The organism is Paenibacillus sp. B01 (assembly GCF_009649995.1).
GTDB classification, from domain to species: Bacteria; Bacillota; Bacilli; order Paenibacillales; family Paenibacillaceae; genus Paenibacillus_O; species Paenibacillus_O pasadenensis.
This window is the reverse complement of the sequence record NZ_CP045802.1, coordinates 2760997-2779845: the sequence shown is the minus strand read 5'-3', so window position 1 is coordinate 2779845 and position 18849 is coordinate 2760997. Positions and strand designations below refer to the sequence as shown.

The window sequence follows — 18849 nt, the reverse complement described above, 5'->3', positions numbered from 1 at the left end:
GGAGGCTTGTCCGAATGTCGAATGCCGCTTGGCATGCGTTCATCCTTGCTTTTGGGCTCATCCTTCCGCTCGGGCCGCAGAACCTGTTCCTGTTCAGTCAAGGCGCGGCCCAGCCGCGGCTGCTGCGGGCTTGGCCGGCCGTCGCGACGGCCGCCGCCTGCGACACGCTGCTGATCGCCGCGGCCGTTTTCGGCGTCTCCCTCGCGGCGCTGAGCCATCCGCTGCTCGCGGCCGCGCTCTATGCGGCGGGAGTCGTCTTTCTGATCGTCATGGGCTTCTCCATCTGGAACAGCCGTCCGGCTCCCGCCGAGCCGCAAGCAGGCGTCGCGGCGCTTCCGGCGCGCAGGCAGGCCGCTTATGCCGCTTCGGTGTCGCTGCTCAATCCGCATGCGCTGCTGGACACGGCCGGCGTCATCGGGACCGGCTCGCTCGCCTACGAAGGCGCCGACAAGACGATCTTCGCCGTCGTCTGCATCGCCGTCTCCTGGTTCTGGTTCGCCGCGCTGGCCGCAGCCGGACGGTGGGTCGGACGAAGAAAAGGAAGCGTTCGGATCATGGCGGCTCTCGCACGCCTGTCCGCGCTGACGCTATGGGCGATGGCCGCCGTCATGGCCGCCGGACTGCTGGGCCAGCTGAGCCGCCTCGGCTGGTGACGGCAATCGCGCAGAAAGCGATAAAAAATAGGTATAGGCGAACGTTCCTTTGAGTTCTCGCCCAGGAGCGGGTACGTTTGAGGCAGTCATGAACGATCTGCATCCGCAGACGCAAAGGAGATGAGGAATGGACCGCGAAGAAAAAAGAGGAATGGAGCCCGAGCGGCTCGCGCAGGTGTTGAGCCGGATGCTGGGCAAGGAGGTCATCCGCGCCGATTGCCGGCTCGAAAAGCTGCATGGCGGGACTTTAGGCGATGTTCAGCTTGCCGCAGGCATCGCGGAAACAGCCGATGGGAACAAGGAGCCGTATCGGCTCGTTTGGAAGACGCAGAAGAGGTTCGAGCGTCACGGCGATCCGCTTTCATGGCGTAGGGAATATGATCTCTACGCGGCGCCCGATCTAGACAAGCTCTTGCCGAAATCGTTCCGTCGCCCGGCATGTTATCGCGCCGAGCTGAACGACGAGGAGATCCAGCTGTGGCTGGAATATATCGATGGCCGCTCCGGCATGGAGCTGACCACGGACATGCAGGAGCAGATCGCCCGGGAATGGGGGCGGATCCAGGGCAGGCTATACGCGGAGCAGCCTGCGGCATTGCGGAATCTGCCCCATTTGAGCCAGGTCGAATACACGAAAAACGGCTATTTGCGCTATCGGTCCTGGCAGGAGCTGCATGCTCGCATCCGCTCGGATGGATGCGGGCTTCCGAAGCATCTGCGCCAGATGCTGATCGATTTCGACGAGCAGGCGGACGCCGTTTTCAGCCGCATCGAGCAGCTGCCGGTCGTGCTCTGCCATCGGGATTTTTGGGTGGCGAACCTATTCCATACGGATGACGGCATCGTCCTGATCGACTGGGATACCGCCGGATGGGGGTACATGGGCGAGGATATCGCCAGCCTGATCGCGGATGAAGCGGATGTGCCCCGCATGATCGAGATCTACCGGACCTGCGTTCCGGCCTATCTCAGCGGATTCAACGAATGCTCTGGGGCAGCTCCTATTGCCGATCCTTTCATCTACGAAAGAATGCTCATGATGTACGGATACAGGCTTGCCGAATGGCATGAATTCGCCGGGTCGCCGGAGGAAAAGCGGCTGCAGCTGGATACGCTGCAACAAATCTATGACATGAAGCCAGCCTAGTACCCGATTTATTTCGCGGGCAAGGCGTTGGAAAAGATGCTCCTGAGCGAGCTTGCACGCACGCCCTATATCGCCGAAGAGGCCGTCTCCGCCCCAGCGGAGACGGCCTCTTACGCCATTCCTGACGAAGCCTGCGGCCGGATCAGCCGCGTTCGAACAGGTTCGTCTGCGCGCCGGCAGCGCCGCTGGCCGCCTCCGCGCGGGCGGAGGCTCCGCTGGCCGGATGCCGTCCGTCCGCTCGCGCTTGGTCAACCTGCCGTCCGCCCGCCCGCTCCTCGCTTCCCTTCGACGGACGGACGGCAGGCCCATCCTCCGCTCTCGGAATGCCCCAGCGCAGCCGGAGGTCCGCCTTCTCGTCCCAGCTTTTGCCGGCCTCGACCGCCTCGAGAAAAGGCTCCAGCAGCGAGGCGTGCTTTTCATAGGAAGGCGCCGTCCGCAGGCTCGCCCGCAATCGCGGCAAGCAGTCCGCCATCCGCTCCCGATCCCCCGCATAATACGCCTGCGCGTACTCCGGCTCCGCCGCCGGCAGCTCTGCCAGCCAAGCCGCATCCTCTGCCGCCAGCAGGCAGACGGCGAGCGCATAACGCGCCGCGGCCGGCGAGACGAGCCAGCTCGGCAGCGTGCGGTACTCAAAGCCGCCATGCGGCTGCCGCCGGCTGTCGCCGAGCGTGCCGTAACGCGGCCGCCGCCCTCTGCCGGCGGGATCCTCCGCCAGCGCGAGCGGCAGCGCCGCATAGCTGTCGAGCGCGCGCAGCAGCCTCGTCGTCAGCTCGAGGCCGCTGAGATGCACATGCCCGCCGAGCGCGATGCCCGGCACCGGCATGCCGCCCGCCGCGAGCCGCATGCCCGGCTCGGCCGCGCCGCGGCGGGAAGCCAGCGCCAGCAGGCGCCGAATCCGCCGGAGCAGCTCCTCCGGGTCCTCGGCCGGCTCCGGCCGCAGCTCGCCGACCGGCTGGCGCAGGCTTTGCCCGGCGACAAGCACGTCGCTGCCGACCGGACTGTGCAGCCCGCCGAGCCGGGATGCGGAGACGACCCGTCCGTCGGCGCGCAGCAGCAGGAACTCCGGATCCGCGCCGAGGCGCAGCGGACGGTCCGCTTGCCCGCCGGCACGCTGCGCCTCGGCCCGGACGACGGCTGCGAGCCGCGCCGCCGCATCCGCCCAGCGCTCCGCCGCCGGCGGCGGCAGCCGCTCCGCCTCGGGCGGCAGCCCGCCCGGGCCGACGGCCCGAAAGATGCGGCTGCCCGCGAGGCGCAGCCCTTCGAGCCGCATACGTCCGTCGTCGGCGACGCGCACGAGCAGCTCGGCGGCATCCAGGCCGAGCTCGTAGGCCGCGCGCCAAACCAGCCTGCCCGCGCGGCGCAGCTCCGGATCCTGCGCGCCGGTCGCCGCGACGCCAGATGCCGCGTCGTCCGGCGCCAGCGCGGCCGGCAGGCTCGCCCGTCCGATGCCCGGACGGACGCGAGCCGTCCACAGCGTCTCCAGATGGAAGACGCCGATCCAATACAGCCGGCCCGAGCTGCCGAACGCTTCGTCGGCGCGCCCGCTCGTCCCGTCCTGCCGCTGCTCGGCGTCCTCGCGCCCGGCGCGGATGCCGGCATGGCCAAGCCTCCGGGCCATCCGCTCCGGACCCATCGCCGCCGCATCGGCGGCTCCGGCGTTCAGCACCCACGGGCTCCCGCCATCCGGCGCCGTCCATCCGCCCCAGCGCGCGCCTCCCCAGAGCAGCACCGCGTCGTAGCGGGACAGCTCCGTCCCCGGCCGCCAGCGCTCCGCAGGCGGCAGCGGCGATGCTTCCCTGCTCGTACCGCCTTCCGCTGTACCGCCCGTGCCGCCATACGCTGCCCTGCTCGTACCGCCTTCCGCCGCCCTCCCCATATCGCCATACGCTTCCCTGCCGGTACCTCCATACGCTCCCATGCCCGTGCCGCCGACCGCTCCTCCGTCCGCTCCGTCCTCCCCCTCGTCTCCGCAGCATAGCCACAGCCTGCCCGCCATGCCGCATCCCTCCCGTCGTCCCGCCGGCGGACGGGAGGCTCGCGTCTCGCCTCATGCGGCGATCCAAGCCCCGCCGATCCGGGCGGCCGCAGATGAAAAAAAGAGGGCTTTCGCCCTCGAATCGTTCCGACTGCCTGCATACCCTGCAGTAAGCCCTGCAGCAAGCCCTTCGTTTACAGCTCGTCGTCGAGCAGATCGGGGTCCAGATCCTCGAAGCTGCCGTCACCGTCGTCGTAGCCGTATTTGTCCTTGCCGTCGAAGTCGTCGCAGCCGCCCGGGACGACGGCTACGCACACCTTCGTCTCGGCGATCATCTCGACGCTGAACTCGCGCTCCACGCGCACGACGACCGAAGAGCCGCTCGAGGAGATGTTCGCCTCGATGCAGTTCGGCTCCTGCGTCGACTCCGCCGATACTTCCTCCGTCGAAGCCCGGTGCTTCGGGTCGACATAGGACAGCGGAATGTTCTCGACGTAGGAGACCGTCTCCTTCGCGACATCCGTCTGCGAGTTTTTGTTGTACGAATACCAGATGTTGATGTCGTACGATCCGACCACCTCGATGCCGTCTCCCGACCGAACCGCCTCGTATTGGTGGTTGATTACCCAAGCGCCCAGGATGCTGGTGGGGCGGTGAGGGGGAGTGACGGTATGGGACACCGTCGAGAACTTGCGACCTTTCCCGCAGACAGCTTTCGTGATGATCTCTCTAGTCTGAAGCTGTTTATCTGCAATCGTCATTTCGTTTAACCTCCTCCATGCCATCATTCCTTACAAGTGTATGCAGGTCATTCGTCTAGGGTGACTGCTTTCTTCATTCGGACGCCGCAACGAATTATACCTGTTCCATTGTATGGGGCAGGCCGGAGGAACATGACACAGGGGCGGCCGTCGGCCGAAAAAAAGTCTGTCCCGAGCCGCGGACGCGGTCAGCGGCCTGAAGCGGCGGCCTCGTCGCCGCCTTCCTCGCGCCGCTTCTTCAGGCGGCTCGCCGTGTCGAGGAAGCGGTCCAGCTCCACCGTGAACTGGAGCAGCGCCGAGCGGATCTCGAACTCCTCGCGCGTGCGCGGCAGCTCCATCGAGCGGAAGCTCTGGCGCAGGGCGGCCAGCGCCTCGCGCGGCCCGCTTTCATAATAGTCGGAGCGGATCGCCGCCTCCATCGTCTCCAGCAGCTCGGCGATGCGCTCGGCCTGCGGCACCGCTTCCCGGTCGTACGCATGAGCGAGCAGCTCCATCATCGAGCCGATGCTCTCGAGCTGCCGGCGCCTCATGCCGAAATAATCGTTCCAATAAAACCGCGGCGCCCACGGCCGGTTGTGCTGCTCGCGCAGCGACCGCTCGAGCCCTTCCCGCACAAGCCCGTCCGCCTGCAGCAGCTCCGCTCCGTCCCATAGCATGTCGGGCTTGCGCATGACCGCCGCCATGCCGGCGAACAGGCTGGCGAAGCGGTCCTCGACGAGTGTCCGCAGCTCCGCCAGCCGGCTGCGTTCGCCCGGCATATAGGCGTTGTTGATCAAGGAGGCGCAGCCGAGCCCGACGAGCAGCAGCAGCACCTCGTTGACAAGCAGCTCCATCGTCACCTCGCCGGCCGCATACACATGGAACACCAGCACGCTCCCCGGCACGATGCCGCTCTGCAGCTTCAGCCGCGACAGCACCGGGAAGACGAGCAGCACATAGATCGCCGCCGTCCAGATCGCATATCCGATCGCCTCGAACAGCACGGAGGAAGCCGCGAGCGCGAGCAGCGAGGCGCTGACCCGCTCGAACAGGCTGCGCAATCCGCTGCGCCTCGTCACCTCGACGCCGAGTATCGCCAGAACGCCGGCGAACAGCGGCTGCTCCAGGTCCAGCAGCTGCGCCGTCGCGATCGCCGCCGCCACCGCCGCCGCCGTTTTCGCCACTCTCCAGCCGATCCACTTCATGCCGTCACCATCCCGCTTTCCCGCCGCTCTAGCCAAAAAGCTCCGCCGGCAGCCGGCGGGCGGCTGCGGCGGAGCCGCATGGCTCGCCTTTGTTCCATCGTAGATCGTCGCCTGCCGAACGTCAACCGGGTCGAGGCGGTCCGCCCGCCTCGCGCCGCAGCATTCCGGTCAGCCGCTAGTCGCGTCCGCCGGAGACGATCCGCTTTTCCAGCAGCGCCACGGCCTGGTACATGAGCGTCGCGGCGACCGCGATGACGACGAGCGTGGAGAGGACAAGCGTGAAGTTGAACACCTGGAAGCCGTAGATGATCAGATAGCCGAGTCCTTCCTTGGCCACCAGGAACTCGCCGACGATGACGCCGACCCAGGCGAGCCCGACGTTCACCTTGAGCGTCGAGATGATGACCGGGAACGAGCCCGGCAGGATGACGAGGCGGAACAGCTGCCAGCGGGAGCCGCCGAGCAGCCGCACGACCTTCACGAGTCCCGGCTCCATGTCGCGGAACCGGTTGCAGATGCCGATCGTCGTCACGATGACCGTCATCGTCAGCGTTACCGCCAGGATCGAGACGAAGCCCTGTCCGAGCGCCACGATGAAGATCGGCCCCAGCGCCACCTTCGGCAGGCTGTTGAACACGACCAGATACGGATCGCATACCCGCGCCAGAAAAGGAAACCACCAAAGCAGCGCCGCGAGCGCCGTGCCGAGCAGCGTCCCGAGCAGGAAGCCCGAGGCGGTCTCCGCCACCGTCACGCCGACATGCGGCCACAAGGTGCCATCCGCCGACGAGCTGGCGAGCAGCCCGGCGATTTTGGACGGGTAGCTGAACAGCAGCGGATCGATCCAGCGCAGCCTGCCGGCCGCCTCCCAGAGCCCGAGCAGCGCAGCCAGCACGAACAGCTGCACGCCGAGCACGGCGGCGCCGATGCGGCGGCTGCGCTTCATATAAAGGCGATGCAGCTCCGCCAGCCGGCTCTCCGGCATCGACGACAGCGACAGCCGCCTGCGGCCGCCCCTGCCGCTCTTCCGGCCGGAGCCGGGGGAGCCGCCGCTGCCGCTCCAAACATCGAGCTCGTTCATCCCGCCTCTCCCCCTTCCGCTTCTCCGGCGCTCATCTCCAGCCACAGCTCGTCGAACACGGCCTGGAACGCCGGATGCTTGCGCGCCTCCGTCGGCGCCAGCCTCCGCAGCTCCGGCGGCACGGCGATCTCGGCCCGGATGCGGCCGGGATGCGGCGCGAGCACGATGACGCGGTCGCTCATCGCCGCCGCCTCGGCCAGATCATGGGTGACGAGCACCGCCGTCTTGCCGAGCCGCCGCAGCGTCGCCTGCACGAGGTCCTCGAGCTGCATCTTGATCTGCATGTCGAGCGCCGAGAACGGCTCGTCGAGCAGCAGCACCTCCGGATCCGGCGCGAGCGTGCGCGCCAGCGCGACGCGCTGGCGCATGCCGCCCGACAGCTCGCCGGGGTAGCGGCCGCCCGTTCCATCCAGGCCGACCTCCGCCAGCAGCCGTCCGGCCGCCTCGATCCGCGCCGCGGCAGGCGCCCCTCCGATCTCGAGGCCGAGCGCGGCGTTGTCGAGAATCGTGCGCCACGGCAGCAGGCAGTCCTGCTGCAGCATGTAGCCGACCTTGGCGGAAGGCTTCTCGACCTCCCGGCCGCCTACCCGCACCTCTCCGGACGCCGGCCGCAGCAGCCCTGCGAGCAGGCTGAGCACGGTCGTCTTGCCGCAGCCGCTCGGCCCGACGAGGCTGACGAACTCGCCGCGCCCGACGGCCAGGCTGAGCTCCTCCACCGCCAGCGACGCGCCTTGCCGGCCGACATACACATGCGACACCGAGCGCAGCTCCAGCATAACGCTTCTCTCCGCCATCCGCTTCCTCCTCTCCCGCCGCCCTCTCGGCGCTCTACTTGCCGGCCTTCTCCGCGAAGGAGTTGTCGACCAGCTTGCCATGCTCCGCGCGCTCCTTGAGCTCGCCTGCCGACGTCATGACGTCGAGCAGATTGTTCCATTCCTGCTCGTCGATGATCGGGTTCTCGGCATAGGAGCCTTGCTGCTTGTAGCGGTCGATCGAGGAGACGAGGATCGCTTTGTCGGTATTCGGGAAATACGTGCCGACAGCATCCGCGATGTCCTCGGCGCTATGCTCCTTCACCCAGGTCTGCGCCTTCTGCAGCGCGTCCGTGAACTTCTGCACCGTGTCGGCGTTCTTCTCGATATAGCTCTGTTTGCTCATGAATGCCGTATATGGCAGCTTGCCGCTCTCCACCCCGAACGAGGCGACGACCTTGCCTTTGCCTTCCTGCTCGATCATCGACGCCTGCGGCTCGAACAGCTGCACGTAGTCGCCGGTGCCGGAGGCGTATGCGGCCGTGATGTTGGCGAAATCGATGTTCTGGATCAAATCGAGATCCGCGTGCGGATCGATCCCATGCTTTTTGAGCGCGAACTCGCCGGCCATTTGCGGCATGCCGCCTTTGCGCTGACCGAGGAATTTCGCTCCCTTGAGGTCGTTCCAGTCAAGCGGCTTGCCCGAGCGGGACACGAGGAAGGTGCCGTCCGTCTGCGTCACTTGGGCGAAGCTCAGGACCGGATCGTCCGCGCCTTGCTGGTAGACGTAGATCGACGTCTCCGGACCGACGAGCGCCACGTCGACGCCGCCGGACAGCAGCGCCGTCATCGTCTTGTCGCCGCCGGCCGTCGTCTGCAGCTCGACGTCCAGCCCCTCTTCCTTGAAAAAGCCTTCGGCCAGCGCCACGTACTGCGGAGCGTAGAAGACCGAGCGGGTCACCTCGCCGATGCGCACCTTGACCGCCTCTTCCTTCCCGGCGCCGCATCCGGGCAGCGCCGCCATCGCCAGCGCAGCCGCCAGCATCAGCCCCGCGATCGCCTTTCGATTCATGTCAGATAGCCTCCCTTAGGTTCGAACGTTCTGTGCTGTAGCCTATGCGCGGCTGGCGGGAGGGGTGCATAGGCCGCACGCCGCCTGGGGGCGGCATGAAACGCAAGCAGCCGGGGCAGATTTGCCCCGGCATGGACCGGAAGCTCGCGCGTCGAGGAGCGGGCATCGTCACCGGCTGCGCTTGCCCGGCGGAGCTGGCAACGTAACCGGAGGCGCTTGTACGGCGGAGCTGGCTCCGAAACCGGAGGCGCTTGTACGGCGGAGCCGGCTCCGAAACCGGCACCCGCTTCGCGGAGCGGGAACTCGTTCCGATCTCCCTGGAGCCCAGATTCCTTTGATTCCATTTTTCCGAAACGGAAGGAATCCGGCCTCCAAGGGAACCGCTGCCGCTTCTCCACGAGCCCCCGTCCGCTTCGCTCTCCGGTTCCCCATCGGCTGCCGCTTCGCTTGCCAGCCGCAATCCGATTGCACGCCGTTTGGCTCTCCTCACCCCCGAGCCCTTCGTTATCGGGCCTCCGGCCAGCCCGCAACTCGATTCTTCGACTTGCTCGCGCCGAGTTGCTCGGTTTTTCCGCATAATTCCCCCGTTCAGCCGCCGATCGCGCCGAGTTACTCGGTTTTTCCGCGCAACTCCGCCCGTTTCCCTTGCTGCACACCCGAGTTACTCGGTTTTTCCGCGCAACTTCGCCGTTTCTCCCGCTGCGCGTCCGAGTTACTCGGTTTTTCCGCGCAACTCCGCCCGTTTCCCTTGCTGCACGTCCGAGTTACTCGGTTTTTCCGCGCAACTCCGCCGTTTCTCAGTTAAGTCCATATAATTGTGTAAAATGCTCCTGACCATAAAAAGAAAAGCCATGGTAGGACTCTCGGTTAGAATGGAAGTTGTCGAGACCAACATTCCAAGGAGAGTGCCTACACATGACTCAATACCAGATTACCGTAGATCAGGACATTTTGCACCAGCTGTTTATCGGAACCGATCGGGACGCGGGAGTGGCCCGCTTGTTGGAGACGGTGCTGAATCAGGTGCTGACAGCCCAGGCGACAGATCAGCTGGCGGCGCAGACGTACGAGCGCACCAGCGAGCGCAAGGGCTATCGCAACGGCAGCTACGAGCGCGACGTCATTACCCGCGCTGGCAGCGTCACCTTGCGCGTCCCCCGGTTTCGGGACGGCTCCTTTTCTACCGAGCTTTTCGCCCGGTATCAGCGCAGCGAGCAAGCGCTGGTTCTCTCGCTCATGGAAATGGTCATCAACGGCGTGTCGACGCGCAAGGTGACTAAAATCACCGAGGAGCTGTGCGGAACCGAGTTCTCCAAGTCAACGGTCAGCCACCTGTGCAAGCAGCTGGACCCGGCTGTCCACGACTGGAACAACCGCTCTCTGGCCGACCACGCCTTCCCCTTCATCACCATCGATGCGATCTACGTGAAGGTGCGTGAAGAAGGCCGTATCTGTTCTCGAGGCGTTCTGGTGGGCTACGGCGTGAACGAGCAAGGCCGGCGTGAGATTCTGGGCCTGCGCGTCGACGACACCGAGTCGGAGGAGAGCTGGGGCGCCTACTTCCGCTGGCTGAAAGAGCGCGGCCTGCACGGCGTAGAGCTCGTCACGAGCGACTATCATGGCGGGCTGGTCAAGGCCATCGAGAAGGAGTTTCAAGGGGTCTCGTGGCAGCGGTGCCAGACGCACTTCATCAAGAACGTGCTGAACGCAGCGCCCAAAGCGCTCCAAAGCGAAATCAAGAGTCGCGTCCGATCGATCTTCGATGCGCCCGACATGAAGACGGCTCGTTCCTATCTCGAACAGACGCTTGAGGCGTATGCCGAGACAGCACCCAAAGCGATGAAAATACTGGAGGACGGGTTCGAGGACGCCGTCGCGGTGCTGGCCTTCCCGGAGGCCTACCGCGTGCGGCTGCGCACCTCCAACGGCATGGAACGCCTGAACGGGGAGATCCGCAGGCGCGAGACGGTCATCCGCATCTTTCCCAATCGCGCTTCCGTCATCCGTCTCATCGGAGCCATGCTCATGGAAGAGAACGAGTACTGGATGACGAAGAAGCCGTACATGGACATGACGGACTTCAAGGCGTGGAAGAAGCAGAAAGCCACTCAGGGCGCCGGCTCGGAGGAGCAGGAAACCAGCACCACCATGACGGAAGCGACGGACAGCCTTTAAACCCGATTCCATTTTCTACCGAGAAGTGTTTTTACACACAATTATGGACTTGACCCGTTTCTCCCGCTGCACGTCCGAGTTGCTCGGTTTTTCCGCGCTGCGGCCAGGACAGCAGCGCCGCAACGTCAAAAAAGCCGTCAAGCCTCCCGTCCGGATCGGTCGGGAGGCTTGACGGCTGCGGCGCTTCGGCGCCTACAGCTTATAGATATCGGTGTACTTCGTCCGCAGGTACTGGACCAGATGGGACGAGTCAAGCGGCTTGCCCGTCGCGCCGAGGATGATCTCCTTGGGCGTGCGCAAGCGGCCGTGGCGGTGCACATGCTCGGTCAGCCAGCCGCGGATCGGCGCCAGCTCGCCCTTGGCGACCAGCTCCTCCATGTTCGGCAGGGCGGTCTTCATCGCATCCGCCAGCTGCGCCGAGTAGATGTTGCCGAGCGAGTAGGACGGGAAGTAGCCGAACAGGCCGGCGCTCCAATGCACGTCCTGCATGACGCCGTCGGCGTCGCTCGGCGGCGTGATGCCGAGGTACTCGCGGTACTTGTCGTTCCAGATCGCCGGCAGATCGGCTGCCTTGGCGCCTTCGTTGAAGATCAGCTTCTCGATCTCGTAGCGGATGATGATGTGCAGGTTGTACGTCAGCTCGTCGGCCTCGATGCGGATGAGCGACGGCTGCACCGCGTTCTGCGAGCGGTAGAACGCCTCGGCGTCGACGCCGGCGAGCTGCTCGGGGAACCGGCTCTGCAGATCGGGGAAGTACCGCTGCCAGAACGGGCGGCTGCGGCCGACGATGTTTTCCCAGAAGCGCGACTGCGACTCATGGATGCCCATCGACGTGCCGTGGCACAGCGACGTGCCTGCGAGCTCCGGCGATATGTTCTGCTCGTAAAGGGCATGTCCCGCCTCGTGGATCGTGCCGAACAGCGCGCTCGTCACGTCCTCCGGCAAATAGCGCGTCGTGACGCGCACGTCGCCGAGATTGAACGTCGTCTGGAACGGATGGGCGCTCTCGTCGATGCGGCCGCCTTCGAAATCGTAGCCGAGCTGCCCGAGCATGTAGCGGCTGAACTCCTTTTGCCGCTCCTTGTCGAACAGGCCCTCGAGGAAGGCGCGGTCCGGACGGTTCGGCGAGGCGGCGATCGCGGCCGCGAGCGGCACGAGCTGGCCGCGCAGCGAGGTGAAGATCTCGTCGAGCTCCTGGACGGTCATGTCCGGCTCGTAATCGTCCAGCAGCGTGTCGTAGCGGGTCGCCTTCGGCCCCCACAGGTCGATGAACTGGTTCGTGTAGCCGATGACCCGCTCCAGGTAGCCCTGGAACGCCGGGAAATCGTTGTCCTTGCGCGCCTGCTCCCAGGCGGATTCCGACTGCGACGCCAGCACGACATACTCCTCGTACAGCTTGGGCGGAATCTTCACGCTGCGATCGTACGAGCGGCGCGTCTCGGAGACGAGCTTGCGGTCGATCTCGCCGAGCGCCGCCTGCGCTTCCTTCTCCTCCAGCTGCTCGAGCAGCTCGCCCATGCGCGGCGAGGTGGCCAGCTGGAACGCTTCCGCGCCGAGCATGCCGAGCACCTCGGCGCGGCCGGCATGGCCCTTGCGCGGAGCGCCTGTCCGGAGATCCCAGCCGATGACGGCCGCAGCCTCCTGATAGCGGACGATCTTGCGGTCCAGCTCGCGGAATTCGGTCAATGCCTTTTCATAAGCGGTCGCGGCTTCTGCCATGTGCTTCATCTTCCTTTCCTCTTCGAAGGTCGTCGGTCTACTTGAATCATAACGGGCACAGCCCGTATAATCAACGGTAACCGCGCGGGAGCCCGGTCCGGCAGGACTCCCCGCAAAAGGAGGAGATTCGGATGCGCATCACATTCCGTCCGGAAGCGGCGGACAAGCTGCAGCCGTATGTCGGCGACGGGCAGGCCATGCTCAAGCTGGTGTACGATACGGAAGGCTGCGGCTGCGTCGTAAACGGCGTGTCCGCCCTGTATGTCGTGCAGGAGCCGCTATCCGGAGACGTCCAGGGCGAGGGAGATCCTTATCCGTTCCTGTACGAGGAGCGCTACGAGGTGTTTTTCGAACCGGAGCTGAAGCTCGGCTACAGCCGGGAGCGCGACGCGTTCATCCTCTCCAGCGACAGCCAGATCTACAACTACGACTTGCGCTTCTTCCCCCGCGCGCCGCAGTTCCAACCCTCGGAGAAAGGTCGGTAACGTCCATGAACAACATCGAGCAGATCCTGTCCTTCAACAAGCAGTTCGTCGAAGAGAAAAAGTATGAGGAGTACCTCACCGACCGCTTCCCCGACAAGAAGATGGTCATCCTCACCTGCATGGATACGCGGCTGACGGAGCTGCTGCCGCGGGCGATGAACCTGCGCAACGGCGACGCCAAGGTGCTCAAGAACGCCGGCGCGATCGTCACGCAGCCGTTCGGCAACATCATGCGCAGCATCCTGGTGGCGATCTACGAGCTGCAGGCCGAGGAAGTCGTCATCATCGGACACTACAATTGCGGCATGACCGGCATCGATCCCGAGGCGATCATCGGCAAGATGGTCAGCCGCGGCGTCTCCCAGACGACGATCCGCACGCTCAAGCATTCCGGCGTCGACTTCCACCGCTGGCTGACCGGCTTCGACAACGTGCGCTCGAGCGTCGAGAAGAGCGTCGGCATCGTGCGCAACCACCCGCTGCTCCCGTCCGGCATCCCCGTCAGCGGCCTCATCATCGACCCGCAGACCGGCAAGCTCGACCTCGTCACGGACGGCCATGAGTTTCTGAAGCAGCCGCCCGCATCCGAGAACTGATACTGATTCCTCCCAAGACAACGAAAGCGGAAGCGGGACGAAAGCCGAGCTGGCTCGGCGATCGTTCCGCTTCCGCTTTTTTGTTCTCCATGGCCCCCCGGGTCCGCGCTACTCCGGCGATACGCCGGGCCGCCTGCGCTCGATCGACTCGCGCCGCGCCAAAATCACTTCGCTGCGGTCGCGCAGGCGATGCCGGTGGACGATCGCCGCCGCCGGCTCGCCGCCGGCGCACCAGTCCGCCTCGAGCCGAGCGCACTCCTCCCGCGCCGCCTCGAGCAAGGAGTCGTCCGCGATCGGAAGCGTCCAGCTGAGATAGGGCAGCGGCTCCCCCGCTTCCAGACGTCCGGCCGCGTCGTCCAGCCGCGCGAGCAAGGCCGGACCGTCCAGTCCCGCCTGTCCCAGATCCTCGCGCCGCAGCCGCTCCCAGGCGGAGCGCAGCATTTTGCGTGCGCCCTCCCGGTTGCCGCGGCGCAGATGGTACTGGCCGACCGCGATCTGGATCAGTCCGTGCCACAGCCCGGAGTCGCTCCCGGGATGCTCCTTCCAATAATCCTCCAGCAGCTCATGGCATTCAAAGTAGTCCCGCGTGCCGTGAAATTCCGCCAAAAACCGGATGTAGGCATCCGGATAGAACGACATCGTCCGCATCACTCGTCCAGCCCTTTCCTATCCTTAAAAACCGCGTTTGCGGGCAAGCTATAAATTAAATGAAACCTGCTTCCCATGATAGACGTATAGGCACCCGAACGCAATGTTCGCCACATATTCCACATGGAGGGGACAAATCACCAGATGAAAAAAGGATTTATTTTGATGATCGCCTTCACGGTCATGCTCGCCTTCACCGGCATCGTCTCCAGCACGGCAGACGCGAAGCGCGGCGGCATCAAATCCCCGCGCCAGGGCTACACCCAAGCGCCGAAAAAATCGACCGACAACGTCCAGCGCAGCGATGCGAACAAAAATACCGGAGCCGCCGCCGGGACCGGCGCCGCAGCGAAGCCGGGCTTCTTCTCCGGCGGCGGGCTGATGAAGGGCCTCATGATCGGCGGCCTCGCCGGCATGCTGTTCGGCGGCATGTTCGGCGGCATGGGCTTCATGGGCGAGATCCTCGGCCTGATGGTCAATTTGCTTGCGCTCTTCGCCCTCGTCATGGTCGTCGTCGCGCTCTTCACCTACGTCCGCAGGAAGCGCAAGCCGGAGCCGGACACGCGGAGACCGTACTGATCCGATGCGGCTTTCGATGGATGAGATCATCAATGCCGTCTGCCTGAGCGAGTCGGCCCGCCGCGGCATCCAGCCCGGCGCGATCGAGGTCCAGCTCAGCTGGGAAGAAGAATACGGCTTCACGGCGGAGGTATGGATCGCCGACCGCTCCCATTACCTCGTCGAGGCCAACCTCAAGGAAGCGATCGAGCAATACGTATTCAAGGAATACGGCCGCAGGATCTACCGCTCCCAGATTACGCTGGACGCGGACGAAGAGTTCTGGGCGGACATCGCCGAATAAGCAGCAAAGACGCAAAGGGACGAAGCTGAGCAGCGCTCAGCCTCGTCCCTTTTTCGTTGTCCGGCGCTCGGGAAGAGGCCGGGCTGCGCCGCAGGCTCATCGTGTGCGGAAAGCAAGCGTCGCGTTGATGCCGCCGAAGCCGTACGAATTGGACAGCGCCGCTCCGAGCCGCGCCTCGCGTCCAGCGCCGGTCACGAGATCGAAGTCCGCCGCCTCGTCGTCCGGCTCCTCGAGATTGGCGGTCGGCGGCAGCCAGCCGCGCGACAGCGCCAGCGTCGTGATCGCCGCCTCGATCGCGCCGGACGCGCCGAGCGGATGGCCGTACAGCCCTTTCGTCCCGCTCACGGCGACAGGGCGGCTGCCGAACACGCTGCGGATGACCCGCGACTCCGTGCCGTCGTTGAGCGGCGTCGAGGAGCCGTGCGCATTGATGTAGCCGACCTCTTCCTGCAGCATGTCCGCATCCGCCAGCGCGAGCCGCATCGCCCGCTGCGCCTGCGTGCCGCAAGGCAGCGGCGCGCTCATATGATGCGCGTCGTTGCTGACGCCGAAGCCGCTCAGCTCGGCGAGCACCCGCGCGCCGCGCGCCCTGGCGTGGCCCTCCTCCTCGATGACGAGCACCGCCGCGCCTTCGCCCATGACGAAGCCGTCGCGCCGGCGGTCGAACGGCCGGCTCGCCGCGGCCGGCTCCTCGTTGCGCGTCGACATCGCCCGCAGCAGGTCGAATGCGCCGAACGACAGCGGCGAGAGCGGCGCTTCCGAGCCGCCGGCCAGCATCGTGTCGGCCTCGCCGCGGCGGATCGCCTGCAGCGCCCGCCCGATGGCGACCGCGCCGGAGGCGCAGCTCATCGCATTCGTCTCGTTCGGCCCCGTGAAGCCGAATTCCATCGCCATATTGCAGGAGGCCGCTCCGCCGAATACCGAGAAGCCGAGCGTCGGCGAGACGCTGCGATAGCCGCCGTTCATGAACTGCCCGCATTGCTCCTCCGCGTAGGCGATGCCGCCGAGCGCGCTGCCCATGAAGACGCCGGCGCGATCGGAATCGACCGCAGCCGGATCGAGTCCGGCATGCTGGAGCGCCATCCGTCCCGATGCGATCGCCAGCTGCGAGTAGCGGTCGGTGCGATGCGCCCGTTTCCGATCCATGTAGTCGCCCGCGTCGAAGCCGCGGATCTGCGCGGCGATCCGGCTGCGCAGCCCTTCCGGCGCGAACCGGTCGATCGCTCCAATCGCGCTTTCTCCTTTTCGCAGCCCTTCCCAAAGTCCTTCCGCGCCGATGCCGATCGGCGTCACGCAGCCGATGCCGGTAATGACCGCCCTCCGCTCGCCCATTCTAGTCGCCTCCCTTTCCCTTTTCGGCCGCCGCCTTCAGCCCGAGCAGCGTGCGCTCCGCGATCGCATGCACGAAGCCCGGACCGATGATGCCGCTCGCCGCCAGCCGGCCGACCGGCGGCCGCTTCCATTCATGCACGATGACCGCCCGGCTGCCGCCTGCATGCGGCTCGACGATCCATTCCACGTCCATGCCGGACGTGACGCCTTCGATATGGCGGTAGACGATCCGGCCCCGCTCCGGCTCCAGCCGCATCTCGCTCACCCACCAGACCGGCCAGCGCAGCGCGCCGAACGGACGGTACGCCTTCATCTCCACGATCCCGTCCCCGGCCTCGCCGGAGCGGAACGTCACCGAACGATAATGCTTCAGATGCCCCGGCCACCGCTCCACGTCGCTGGCGAGGCGGAACACCCGCTCCGGCGACGCCTGCATCGCCGTTTCATTGTAGGTACGCATCGCATGCCGCCTTCTTCCTATAAAATATCTGTCAAATCTCCATCCGCTGTTTCAGCGAAAACGCGGCAAGCCGGGTCCGGCGCCTCTCGGGCAATCCCCGATGCGCGCAGCGAGCAGCGGAGCCGATCCGCTCCAGCGGATGCCGGCCAGCGCCGCGCGGAACAGCCTCGGCCGGGAAGCGCCGTATTCGACCAGCCGCTGCAGCGCCGCTCCCGGCCCGAATTCTCGCTGCAGCCGCCTCTCGTACGCCTGCAGCGCCTGCGCTCCGTCGGATCGCCGGGCAGCCGCGAGCGCCGCGGCGGCGAGCTCCGCTCCGCGCAGCGCGCGGAACAGGCCCTGGCCGGTGAGCGGGTCGTAATAGCCCGCCGCGTCGCCGACGAGCAGCACGCGCCCGGAGCGGACCGCCCGCACCGGCGCGTCGAACGGACCGCAGGCGAGCGTCTCTCCGCTCGCTTGCGCTGAGGCCGTCCTGGCGGCCAGCGACGGCGAAGCGCGCAGGGCGCTCAGCAGCGCCTCCTGCCCGTTCCTCAGCGCGGCGGCGGAGGCGGCCGCCGTCCTCGCAGGCAGCACGAGCGTGGCGTTGGCTTCTCCGCCGGACAGCGGCGCGATGCCGATCAGGACGCCCGGCTGCGCATGCAGCTCGACGAGCGGCCGCAGCTCCGCCAAGCCGCCGATGCGCCCGGTCAAGGCGACCTTGCGCAGCGGTCCGGGCGGCGCCGACAAGCCCGCCGAGCGCGCGACGGCGGAGCGGATGCCGTCCGCGCCGACGACGTAGCGGGCGGCCAGCGTGACGGGCCGGCCCTCGCGGATCGCCGCCGCCCGGCAGCCGCTTCCGTCCTGGCGCACCTCCTTTACCCGGCACTCCGGCAGCAGGCTCGCTCCGGCCCGCATCGCCTGCTCCAGCAGCCAGCCGTCCAGCCGCTCCCGGCGGCAGCTCCAGCCTCCCGCGCCATCCGGATAACGAGCCTCCAGCCGCGCCGTCCCGCTATGGATCGTCCATCCGTCCAGCGGATGAAGCTCGTCCAGCAGCTCGCTCCATGCCGGAGCGCCCGCCGCGCCTCCGTCCCGCGCGAGCCGCTGCAGCGCTGCCGCCGCTCCGGGATTGAGCGACTCGCCGCATGGCTTGCGCCGCGGATGCCGCCCGGCGTCGGCGATCGCCACGCTCAGGCCGAGGCGCGCGAGCCGCCACGCGAGCGCGCTGCCGGCCGGCCCTCCGCCGCAGACGAGCACGTCAAGCATCGCTCAGCAGCGCGAGCCGCCATGGAAAATGGCGGCGCACGGCGGCGCCGTTCAGCCCGGCGCGCCCGAGCAGCTCGAGCGCTTCGTCCGCCGTGTACGAGCGCCGCACCGACAGCGGGCCGTCATGGCGCGTCACCGGGCTGCGCCAGACGGCCAGCGCCAGCAGACGCGCCGCGCCGTACGCGAGCGGATGGCGCTCCAGGTCGGTGACGACCCAGCCGTGGCGCGCCACCCGCTGCAGCTCGCTCAGCATCGCGACCGCATCGGCATCGCTCAGATGATGCAGCGCCAAATTGCTGAAGGCGACGTCGAAGCTGCCGTCGGCATACGGCAGCCGCCGCCCGTCCGCGACGTCGATCGTGATGTCGGCGTTAGCGGCGGTGCGCCGCCGGGCGAGCTCCGCGATCGCCGGGCTGATCTCGACGCCGGTCACGCGGAGCCGCCAGCCTCGAGCCGCCGCCCAGCGGTGCACGGCGAGCGGCTGGTCAGCGAGTCCGGTCGCCACGTCGAGCACGCGCAGCGGCCGCGCCGCCGGGCCGGCCTTGCCCGCCCTGTCCAGCAGCCGCTCCAAATGTCGCAGCAGCGGCGGATTCCCGCCGAGATAGCGGTTCACCGCCCATACTTCCCGCAGGCTGCGCTCCAGCTCCTGCGGCTCCACCGCGCCTTCCTCGTCCAGCCATTCCTTGGCATCATGGCGCTTCATCGGTC

The 18849-nt window shown here is 66.6% G+C and carries 19 protein-coding genes; 7 read left to right on the top strand and 12 right to left on the bottom strand.

The features are described from left to right. The first annotated feature begins 14 nt into the window (after window positions 1-14). Window positions 15-653, top strand: coding sequence for a LysE/ArgO family amino acid transporter (locus GE073_RS12025; protein ID WP_028598367.1), 639 nt, complete (start codon window positions 15-17; stop codon window positions 651-653). A gap of 127 nt (window positions 654-780) precedes the next feature. Continuing rightward, on the top strand, window positions 781-1800 hold the full coding sequence (locus GE073_RS12020; RefSeq protein ID WP_101809102.1) for an aminoglycoside phosphotransferase family protein: 1020 nt from the start codon (window positions 781-783) through the stop codon (window positions 1798-1800). A gap of 142 nt (window positions 1801-1942) precedes the next feature. Here the strand turns inward: GE073_RS12020 and GE073_RS12015 are convergent, their stop codons facing one another. The 6 genes from GE073_RS12015 to GE073_RS11990 all read right to left on the bottom strand — a co-directional run bounded on the left by GE073_RS12015 (window position 1943) and on the right by GE073_RS11990 (window position 8625). Further along, entirely contained in the window at window positions 1943-3796 is a 1854-nt protein-coding gene (locus GE073_RS12015) for a putative amidoligase domain-containing protein (protein WP_101809101.1), read from the bottom strand. A 173-nt stretch (window positions 3797-3969) separates the two neighbouring features. Next, window positions 3970-4536, bottom strand: a complete 567-nt coding sequence (locus tag GE073_RS12010; RefSeq protein WP_028598369.1) for an outer spore coat protein CotE — start codon at window positions 4534-4536, stop codon at window positions 3970-3972. A 188-nt stretch (window positions 4537-4724) separates the two neighbouring features. Beyond that, entirely contained in the window at window positions 4725-5720 is a 996-nt protein-coding gene (locus tag GE073_RS12005; RefSeq protein WP_101809100.1) for an aromatic acid exporter family protein, read from the bottom strand. A gap of 175 nt (window positions 5721-5895) precedes the next feature. After that, a complete protein-coding gene (locus GE073_RS12000; RefSeq protein WP_101809468.1) occupies window positions 5896-6705 on the bottom strand; it encodes an ABC transporter permease in 810 nt (269 codons plus the stop codon). A 92-nt stretch (window positions 6706-6797) separates the two neighbouring features. Continuing rightward, the gene (locus GE073_RS11995; protein WP_028598372.1) at window positions 6798-7595 is read right to left on the bottom strand and encodes an ABC transporter ATP-binding protein; all 798 of its coding nucleotides are present in this window, start codon (window positions 7593-7595) and stop codon (window positions 6798-6800) included. A gap of 34 nt (window positions 7596-7629) precedes the next feature. After that, on the bottom strand, window positions 7630-8625 hold the full coding sequence (locus GE073_RS11990; RefSeq protein ID WP_028598373.1) for an ABC transporter substrate-binding protein: 996 nt from the start codon (window positions 8623-8625) through the stop codon (window positions 7630-7632). Window positions 8626-9540: 915 nt separating this feature from the next. Between GE073_RS11990 and GE073_RS11985 the strand changes: the two genes are divergently transcribed. Beyond that, window positions 9541-10800 carry an IS256 family transposase gene (locus GE073_RS11985; protein ID WP_101808325.1) on the top strand — a complete coding sequence of 420 codons (1260 nt, stop codon included), beginning with the start codon at window positions 9541-9543 and terminating at the stop codon, window positions 10798-10800. Between the two features lie 192 nt (window positions 10801-10992). Here the strand turns inward: GE073_RS11985 and GE073_RS11980 are convergent, their stop codons facing one another. Further along, the gene (locus tag GE073_RS11980) at window positions 10993-12528 is read right to left on the bottom strand and encodes a carboxypeptidase M32 (protein WP_228551444.1); all 1536 of its coding nucleotides are present in this window, start codon (window positions 12526-12528) and stop codon (window positions 10993-10995) included. A 122-nt stretch (window positions 12529-12650) separates the two neighbouring features. Here GE073_RS11980 and GE073_RS11975 point away from each other — a divergent pair, with 122 nt between their 5' ends. Continuing rightward, entirely contained in the window at window positions 12651-13004 is a 354-nt protein-coding gene (locus GE073_RS11975; RefSeq protein ID WP_101809098.1) for an iron-sulfur cluster biosynthesis family protein, read from the top strand. Between the two features lie 5 nt (window positions 13005-13009). Continuing rightward, entirely contained in the window at window positions 13010-13600 is a 591-nt protein-coding gene (locus GE073_RS11970; RefSeq protein WP_028599646.1) for a beta-class carbonic anhydrase, read from the top strand. 108 nt (window positions 13601-13708) lie between these two features. On the opposite strand, the gene GE073_RS11965 is transcribed toward GE073_RS11970, so the two are convergent. Continuing rightward, window positions 13709-14248: a DUF309 domain-containing protein gene (locus GE073_RS11965; protein WP_101809097.1), complete on the bottom strand. Its 540-nt coding sequence runs from the start codon at window positions 14246-14248 to the stop codon at window positions 13709-13711. Between the two features lie 144 nt (window positions 14249-14392). On the opposite strand from GE073_RS11965, the gene GE073_RS11960 reads away from it, so the two are divergent. Together GE073_RS11960 and GE073_RS11955 are read left to right on the top strand one after the other, a co-directional pair. Further along, on the top strand, window positions 14393-14827 hold the full coding sequence (locus tag GE073_RS11960) for a hypothetical protein (protein WP_028599648.1): 435 nt from the start codon (window positions 14393-14395) through the stop codon (window positions 14825-14827). Window positions 14828-14831: 4 nt separating this feature from the next. Next, the gene (locus GE073_RS11955) at window positions 14832-15110 is read left to right on the top strand and encodes a DUF2653 family protein (protein ID WP_028599649.1); all 279 of its coding nucleotides are present in this window, start codon (window positions 14832-14834) and stop codon (window positions 15108-15110) included. 96 nt (window positions 15111-15206) lie between these two features. Here the strand turns inward: GE073_RS11955 and GE073_RS11950 are convergent, their stop codons facing one another. Genes GE073_RS11950 through GE073_RS11935 form a run of 4 tightly spaced genes read right to left on the bottom strand, consistent with a single transcriptional unit; the run spans window position 15207 to window position 18844 of the window. Then, window positions 15207-16442: a beta-ketoacyl-[acyl-carrier-protein] synthase family protein gene (locus GE073_RS11950; RefSeq protein ID WP_028599650.1), complete on the bottom strand. Its 1236-nt coding sequence runs from the start codon at window positions 16440-16442 to the stop codon at window positions 15207-15209. A 1-nt stretch (window position 16443) separates the two neighbouring features. Then, on the bottom strand, window positions 16444-16902 hold the full coding sequence (locus GE073_RS11945; protein WP_101809096.1) for a type II toxin-antitoxin system RatA family toxin: 459 nt from the start codon (window positions 16900-16902) through the stop codon (window positions 16444-16446). Between the two features lie 51 nt (window positions 16903-16953). Continuing rightward, window positions 16954-18141, bottom strand: coding sequence for an NAD(P)/FAD-dependent oxidoreductase (locus GE073_RS11940; RefSeq protein WP_101809095.1), 1188 nt, complete (start codon window positions 18139-18141; stop codon window positions 16954-16956). After that, window positions 18134-18844, bottom strand: coding sequence for a methyltransferase domain-containing protein (locus GE073_RS11935; RefSeq protein WP_028599653.1), 711 nt, complete (start codon window positions 18842-18844; stop codon window positions 18134-18136). The genes GE073_RS11940 and GE073_RS11935 overlap by 8 nt, the downstream gene beginning before the upstream one ends. Window positions 18845-18849 lie beyond the last annotated feature (5 nt).

What these genes read in the sequence shown, in the direction of transcription:
- GE073_RS12015 (WP_101809101.1), bottom strand. Translation starts at nt 3,796, where the DNA reads ATGGCGGGCAGGCTGTGGCTATGCTGCGGAGACGAGGGGGAGGACGGA.
- GE073_RS12005 (WP_101809100.1), bottom strand. Translation starts at nt 5,720, where the DNA reads ATGAAGTGGATCGGCTGGAGAGTGGCGAAAACGGCGGCGGCGGTGGCG.
- GE073_RS11945 (WP_101809096.1), bottom strand. Translation starts at nt 16,902, where the DNA reads ATGCGTACCTACAATGAAACGGCGATGCAGGCGTCGCCGGAGCGGGTG.
- GE073_RS12000 (WP_101809468.1), bottom strand. Translation starts at nt 6,705, where the DNA reads ATGCCGGAGAGCCGGCTGGCGGAGCTGCATCGCCTTTATATGAAGCGC.
- GE073_RS11935 (WP_028599653.1), bottom strand. Translation starts at nt 18,844, where the DNA reads ATGAAGCGCCATGATGCCAAGGAATGGCTGGACGAGGAAGGCGCGGTG.
- GE073_RS12010 (WP_028598369.1), bottom strand. Translation starts at nt 4,536, where the DNA reads ATGACGATTGCAGATAAACAGCTTCAGACTAGAGAGATCATCACGAAA.
- GE073_RS11985 (WP_101808325.1), top strand. Translation starts at nt 9,541, where the DNA reads ATGACTCAATACCAGATTACCGTAGATCAGGACATTTTGCACCAGCTG.
- GE073_RS11995 (WP_028598372.1), bottom strand. Translation starts at nt 7,595, where the DNA reads ATGGCGGAGAGAAGCGTTATGCTGGAGCTGCGCTCGGTGTCGCATGTG.
- GE073_RS11955 (WP_028599649.1), top strand. Translation starts at nt 14,832, where the DNA reads ATGCGGCTTTCGATGGATGAGATCATCAATGCCGTCTGCCTGAGCGAG.
- GE073_RS11940 (WP_101809095.1), bottom strand. Translation starts at nt 18,141, where the DNA reads ATGCTTGACGTGCTCGTCTGCGGCGGAGGGCCGGCCGGCAGCGCGCTC.
- GE073_RS11990 (WP_028598373.1), bottom strand. Translation starts at nt 8,625, where the DNA reads ATGAATCGAAAGGCGATCGCGGGGCTGATGCTGGCGGCTGCGCTGGCG.
- GE073_RS11950 (WP_028599650.1), bottom strand. Translation starts at nt 16,442, where the DNA reads ATGGGCGAGCGGAGGGCGGTCATTACCGGCATCGGCTGCGTGACGCCG.
- GE073_RS11965 (WP_101809097.1), bottom strand. Translation starts at nt 14,248, where the DNA reads ATGCGGACGATGTCGTTCTATCCGGATGCCTACATCCGGTTTTTGGCG.
- GE073_RS12025 (WP_028598367.1), top strand. Translation starts at nt 15, where the DNA reads ATGTCGAATGCCGCTTGGCATGCGTTCATCCTTGCTTTTGGGCTCATC.
- GE073_RS12020 (WP_101809102.1), top strand. Translation starts at nt 781, where the DNA reads ATGGACCGCGAAGAAAAAAGAGGAATGGAGCCCGAGCGGCTCGCGCAG.
- GE073_RS11975 (WP_101809098.1), top strand. Translation starts at nt 12,651, where the DNA reads ATGCGCATCACATTCCGTCCGGAAGCGGCGGACAAGCTGCAGCCGTAT.
- GE073_RS11960 (WP_028599648.1), top strand. Translation starts at nt 14,393, where the DNA reads ATGAAAAAAGGATTTATTTTGATGATCGCCTTCACGGTCATGCTCGCC.
- GE073_RS11980 (WP_228551444.1), bottom strand. Translation starts at nt 12,528, where the DNA reads ATGAAGCACATGGCAGAAGCCGCGACCGCTTATGAAAAGGCATTGACC.
- GE073_RS11970 (WP_028599646.1), top strand. Translation starts at nt 13,010, where the DNA reads ATGAACAACATCGAGCAGATCCTGTCCTTCAACAAGCAGTTCGTCGAA.